This window comes from Streptomyces sp. GC420, assembly GCF_009916105.1.
GTDB lineage: Bacteria > Actinomycetota > Actinomycetes > Streptomycetales > Streptomycetaceae > Streptomyces.
The window spans coordinates 1-5632 of the sequence record NZ_JAAAXQ010000446.1 but is presented as its reverse complement, the minus strand read 5'-3'; the positions used below and the strand labels follow the sequence as shown (position 1 = coordinate 5632).

The 5632-nt window shown below is 75.3% G+C and carries 3 protein-coding genes and 2 pseudogenes; 2 read left to right on the top strand and 3 right to left on the bottom strand.

Features of this window, described 5'->3' with window-relative positions; translation table 11 throughout:
• Positions 1 to 178, bottom strand: a pseudogene (locus GUY61_RS40825) (NADP-dependent oxidoreductase); the annotation flags it as partial.
• Positions 179 to 374: 196 nt separating this feature from the next.
• Here GUY61_RS40825 and GUY61_RS33605 point away from each other — a divergent pair.
• Both GUY61_RS33605 and GUY61_RS33600 read left to right on the top strand, forming a co-directional pair.
• Positions 375 to 1634, top strand: coding sequence for a LuxR C-terminal-related transcriptional regulator (locus GUY61_RS33605; protein ID WP_166634106.1), 1260 nt, complete (start codon positions 375 to 377; stop codon positions 1632 to 1634).
• A 201-nt stretch (positions 1635 to 1835) separates the two neighbouring features.
• The gene (locus tag GUY61_RS33600; protein WP_166634105.1) at positions 1836 to 3524 is read left to right on the top strand and encodes a bifunctional 3'-5' exonuclease/DNA polymerase; all 1689 of its coding nucleotides are present in this window, start codon (positions 1836 to 1838) and stop codon (positions 3522 to 3524) included.
• On the opposite strand, the gene GUY61_RS33595 is transcribed toward GUY61_RS33600, so the two are convergent.
• Positions 3484 to 5424: a tetratricopeptide repeat protein gene (locus tag GUY61_RS33595; protein ID WP_398957844.1), complete on the bottom strand. Its 1941-nt coding sequence runs from the start codon at positions 5422 to 5424 to the stop codon at positions 3484 to 3486. The genes GUY61_RS33600 and GUY61_RS33595 overlap by 41 nt on opposite strands.
• Before the next feature lie 71 nt (positions 5425 to 5495).
• Positions 5496 to 5632 (bottom strand): annotated as a pseudogene (locus GUY61_RS40820) (SDR family NAD(P)-dependent oxidoreductase); the annotation flags it as partial.

The following is a 5632-nucleotide window of genomic DNA, read 5'->3' as shown; positions in this document are numbered from 1 at the left end:
ATGTGTATAGGAGACAGATGTGGGGCAGCAGGCCGCGCCGGATCTTGTGGTCGAGCGGGTTCACGGCGGCCGCCACGATGCGCAGCCGGACCTGGCCGGGGCCCGCGTGCGGCTCCTCGACGTCCGTCAGGTGCAGTACCTCGGGGTCGCCGTACTCCTCGAAGACGATCGCCTTCATGTCACCACTCCCGGGTGTCGGAACGCCGTGGCGTTCGGGGTCGTAGGTGCCGGCGGCCGGCCCCCGGCGGGGCCCGGATCCCACCGGACGCCTCCAGCCTCGGCCGGACCGGGCTCCGGTCCGGCCCGCCTTTCGGCCAGTCGGCCCTGTCCGAAAGGCGGGCCGCGGGCGGGGGCCGTCCGCCTACGCTTTCGGCATGGACCTCACGGCCGCAGTCGAAGTCGTCCGGGCGCCGCTGGGCGAGATCCTTCCGCGCCTCTCCGCCACCCTCGCCGAAACCGTCCCGCACCGCGCGGCGGCCGAGCTGTCCGGCAGCTGCCCGCACTCGCCGTTCAAGGCCCATGGGCTCCGCGGCATCACCTCGGGCGAACTGGCCGCGCTGACCGGTGCGGCCAGGCCGGGACGGCCGTGGCAGGGCCCGGCCACGGTGGCGGGGAACGAGGTTCCCGTACTCGCGGTGGCCAGCGACGCGACCGAGCGGGGCGCCCTGCTCGTGCTCGTACGGACGGATGACGCACCCGTCCCCGGCCCGCACCTCACGTCGGTCCAGGCGCTGTGGGACCTGGTGACGGCGCACCGGGACCGGATGTCCCAGGAGGCGGTGCCGGGACAGCTCGCCCAGTCGAGGGCCGCCGCCGGGGCGCGTGCCACGGCCATCGCCGAACTCGTCGACGCGCACGGGGCGACGCTGTCCGCGCTGCTGGGGGTGCTGCGCAGCCGGGATCTGGACGACGCCACGGCCCGCGGCCGGGCCGTCGACCTCGCGGTGTCCGCACTGGTGGAGCTGCGCGCCCAGGCGGAGCGCGACCGGGCGCTGACCGAGGAGCGGGCGGGCGACGGCTTCGCCCGGCTCGCCGGGGAGCTGCGGCCGCTGCTGCGCGGGCGCGGGGTACGGCTGGACCTGGGTCCGCCCGGCACGGAGGAGGGGGCGGACCGGCTGCTGCCCGCCGATGTCGCCGGCACGGCGCGGGCGGTGGTCCGGGCCGTGGTGCACGCCGTGCTCGACGACCAGGGCGAGGGCCCCGGCGGCCGGGCGCCGGCCGGGCGGGTGCACGTCGGCTGGAGGGTCGGGGAGAGCGAGCTGCGGGCGACCGTGCGCGACGACGGCCCGGGGACGCTGTCGCGCGGGGCGCTCGACGCGCGACGCGTCGGCGAGCGGCTGGGCGTGCTGGGCGGGCGCCTGGACCTGGACGCGGTGCCGGGGTGGGGAACGACGGTCACGGCTGCGGTTCCGCAGGCACCGCGCGGCGATCCGCTGACCGTGCTGGGGGCGCGGGAACTGGAGGTGCTGGGGCACCTGGCACGGGGACGGCGCAACCGGGACATCGCGCAGGAGCTGCACATCAGCGAGTCCACGGTGAAGTTCCATGTCGCGAACATCCTGGACAAGCTGGGCGTCGGCTCGCGCGGCGAGGCGGCGGCGCTCGCCCACGAGTGGGGCGCCACCGCCGCCTGACCGCCCCGGATCGATCACTCCCAGGGGTGAACACCGTTCCCGGGATTCCCGGAGTTCCGGGCCGGGTCCGGGAGTTCCGGGCCGGGTCCGGGAGTTCCGGGCCGGGTCCGGGAGTCCGGGAGTTCCCGGAATTACCACTCCCGGGGGACGTGGCGGCCCGCCGCCGGGGTGTTGTCAGTACCGGATGCCACACTCGAATGCATGAGCGATCGGTGGGCGGTGGCCGCTGATGAGGGGAACGGCGCCCTGCTCGCACCCCTGGACCAGGAGGGCCGGCCGGCCGGGGACGTGCTGCGGGAGCCAGACCTCGCCGCGGCGGTCGCCTCGCGGCCCGAGGTCGTCAGGTGGGTGTGGCGCTCCACCGCCGACATCTATCCGCGGCTCCTGGACGCCGGTGTGCGCGTAGAACGGTGCTACGACATCGAGGCCGCGGAGACCCTGCTGCTGGGGAGCGAGGGCAGACACGGCGAGCCGAGGTCGGCGGCCGCGGCGTGGGCGCGGCTGCGGAACGCTCCCGTGCCGCCCGACCCGCCACCGCGGGCCGCGGAACCGGGCTCGCAGTCCTCGCTCTTCGAACCGCGGCCCGGCGCCGGGGTGCCCTTCCTGGGCCTGCTCGACGTCTACGGCGAGCAGCTGCGCAGACACCTCCGGGCCCAGTGGCCCGACCGGATGCGGCTGCTCACGGCCGGCGAGTCCGCGGGCATGCTGGTCGCCGCCGAGATGAACCGCGCCGGACTGCCCTGGCGGGCGGACGTGCACAGGGAGCTGCTCCACGAACTGCTGGGCGAGCGGTACGCGGGCCGGGGCGAGCCCAGGCGGCTGGCGGAACTCGCGGACGAGGTGTCGGCGGCCTTCGGCAGACGGGTCAGGCCCGACCTGCCCGCCGACGTGGTCAAGGCGTTCGCGGAGGCCGGGATCAGGATCACGTCCACCCGGCGCTGGGAGCTCCGTACCCTCGGCCATCCGGCGGTGGAACCGCTGATCGCCTACAAGAAGCTGTACCGCATCTACACCGCCCACGGCTGGAGCTGGCTCCAGGACTGGGTGCGGGACGGGAGGTTCAGGCCGGAGTACCTTCCGGGCGGGACGGTCTCCGGGCGCTGGGTGACCAACGGCGGTGGCGCCCTGCAGATCCCGAAGGTGATCCGGCGGGCGGTCGTCGCCGACCCGGGCTGGCGGCTCGTCGTGGCGGACGCCGACCAGCTGGAGCCACGGGTACTGGCCGCGATCTCCCGCGACCCGGGGCTGATGGAGGTGGCGGGGCAGGCCGGGGACCTCTACAAGGCGGTCTCCGACCGGGCCTTCTCCGGCGACCGGGACATGGCGAAGCTCGCCGTGCTGGGCGCGGTCTACGGGCAGACCTCCGGCGACGGCCTGAAGAACCTCGCCGCCCTGCGCCGGCGCTTCCCCCGCGCCGTGGCCTACGTGGACGAGGCGGCGCGGGCCGGTGAGGAGGGGCGCCTGGTGCGCACCTGGCTGGGCCGCACCTGCCCGCCCGCGGCGGGGGCGGGCGAGCAGGACGAGGCCGGAATCCCGCAGGAGGAGACCGGGGGCCCCGGCGGGCGGGACGGGTTCACCCCCGGTCACACCTCCGGGACCACACGGGCCCGTGGCCGCTTCACCCGCAATTTCGTGGTCCAGGGAAGCGCCGCCGACTGGGCCCTGCTGATGCTGGCCGCCCTGCGGAGGGAGTTGCGGGAGACGCGGGCGGAACTGGTCTTCTTCCAGCACGACGAGGTGATCGTCCACTGCCCGCGGGACCAGGCCGAGTCCGTCGCCGAGGCCGTCCGCAGGGCGGGCGACCAGGCCGGACGTATCGCCTTCGGCGACACCCCGGTGCGCTTCCCGTTCACGACGGCGGTGGTGGAGTGCTACGCCGACGCGAAGTGACAGAGGACTGCCGCGGGGCGGCCGCGGCAGTGGCGAGCAGCCGTTCGAGCTCGTCCCGTACCGGGGTGTCGGTCCCGTCGAGGTCCCTCAGCGCGGCCCGCCACTGGGCGGCCGCCTCCTCCCCGGTCAGCAGCTGCCCGTACAGGTGACGGGTCAGCCCGGAGGTGTAGTTGTCGCCGCGGGAACCGGCCCGGTGGAGCAGCGACTCGCACTCGCGCCGGGCCTCGGCCGGCCGGCCGAGGGCGTGCAGCGTGCGGATCAGGCCCAGCCGGGACTGCGACTGGCTGTGCCAGTCGTTGTCGCCCTGGGCCAGCACGCGCAGGGATTCCTCGAAGTGCGGCAGTGCCAGGGCGGGTTCGCCCAGGCGCAGATGGGCGTAGCCCAGGTTGCAGTGGGCGGTCTCCCGGATCAGGCGGAAGTCGTCGATACCGTCCCCGGCCTCCAGGCTGCGGGTGTGGTACTCGATGGCGAGACGGGCGTCCGTGTGCTCGTACAGGTTGCCAAGATGGCCGAAAATGATGGCTATTCCATAGAGATCCTGCTGCTGCTCGGCCAGCTCCAGGCTCTCCCGGAGGACCGCGACCGCCTCCTCGGTGCGCCCGAGCCGCTCCAGGAGCATGCCCCGGTTGCCGAGACCGCGCTGGGTGCGGCTGGTGCGGCCGAGGCGCCGCCACAGGGCGATCGCCTCGTCGTTGAGGGCGAGCGACTGCTCGATGCGGCCGCACATGAAGTGCAGCGCCGCCAGGTCGGACAGTGCGTGCGCCTCCGCCTCCAGGTCGCCGCGCGACCGTGCCGCGTCGAGGGCCAGTTCGTTGAGGGTCTGGAACTCGCGCAGCCGCCCGCGCCTGTGGAGGTACGGGAAGAGCGCCCGCACGATCAGGAGCGCGGGGCGGCAGGTGCGGGCGTACCGCTCGACGAGAGCCACGGCGTTGGGCAGTTCGCGGTCGCCCCAGGCGAAGGCCTCCTCGATGGAGGCGAAGGGCGTGGCCTCGGCCACGGCCGGCGGCAGCCGGTTCTCCCGCTCGCGGCCCGGCGGCAGCAGCGCCAGCACCGTCTCCCGCGCGGCGGCCGCGTACCAGCACAGCGCGCGCTCGACGGCCTGTGTCCGCTCCGGTTCCGGTTCCCGGCCCGCGAGTTCGCGGGCGAAGTCGCGTACGAGATCGTGCGGCGCGTAGCGGCCGTACGCGATCTCCTCGAGCAGCGCGACCTCGGCGAGCCGGTCGAGGGCGGCGGCGGCCCGGCGCTCGTCGGTGTCCATCAGCCGGGCGATGACCGGCGCCTCGTACTCGGGCAGGTCGAGCGCGCCCGTGCGGCGCAGGGCCAGCGCGGCGTCCCGGTCGGCGTCCCGGTCCGAGGCCAGCAGCGCCTCGTGGGCGACCGCGAGCGAGCGCCGCACGCTCAGGTCGTCGTACTCGAGGTGGTCCAGACGGCCCGCCTCCGCCGTCAGCAGGTCGGCGAGCGCCTCGGTGGTCAGCGCGCGCCGGGCCGCGAGCCGTGCCGCGACGATGCGCAGGGCCAGCGGCAACTGCCCGCACAGGCCGACCAGCCGGGTCGCGGCGTCGCTGTCCGCGGTGACCCTGCCCTGTCCGCAGACGGCGGCGAGCAGGGCCACGCTCTCCTCCCGCGACAGCCGGTCCAGCGGGAACCGGGCGGCTCCGTCGAGCGCGGCCAGCGGTGTCCGGCTCGTCACCACCACCGCGCACCCGGGGCCCGCGGGCAGCAGCGGGCGCACCTGCGCGGCGCTCGCCGCGTCGTCGAGGACGAGGAGGGTACGGGTCGGCGCGAGTGCGGAGCGCAGCAACGCGGCTGCCTCGTCCGGGTGTTGCGGTATCTGCCGGGGGTCGGTCCCGAGGTCGCGCAGCAGGGAGGCCAGCGCCTGCGCCGGTTCGAGCGGCACCATGCCGGGGGTCGCGCCGTAACCCGCCCCGTTCGCCCCGGGCCCGGCTGGCCTTTCTGCTGCGGCAGGCGGGCGGCGACCGGACCGCCGCCGGAGCGCCCGGCGTTGTTGACGAGCACGTCGACGGTGCCGAAGGCGTCGACGGCGCCCCGCACGAACGCCTTGACGGAGGCGGTGTCGCGGACGTCGAGTTCCTGGCCGTCGGCGTCCA

Coding starts and splice junctions, on each gene's coding strand:
- GUY61_RS33605 (WP_166634106.1), top strand. CDS start 375: ATGGACCTCACGGCCGCAGTCGAAGTCGTCCGGGCGCCGCTGGGCGAG.
- GUY61_RS33595 (WP_398957844.1), bottom strand. CDS start 5,424: ATGGTGCCGCTCGAACCGGCGCAGGCGCTGGCCTCCCTGCTGCGCGAC.
- GUY61_RS33600 (WP_166634105.1), top strand. CDS start 1,836: ATGAGCGATCGGTGGGCGGTGGCCGCTGATGAGGGGAACGGCGCCCTG.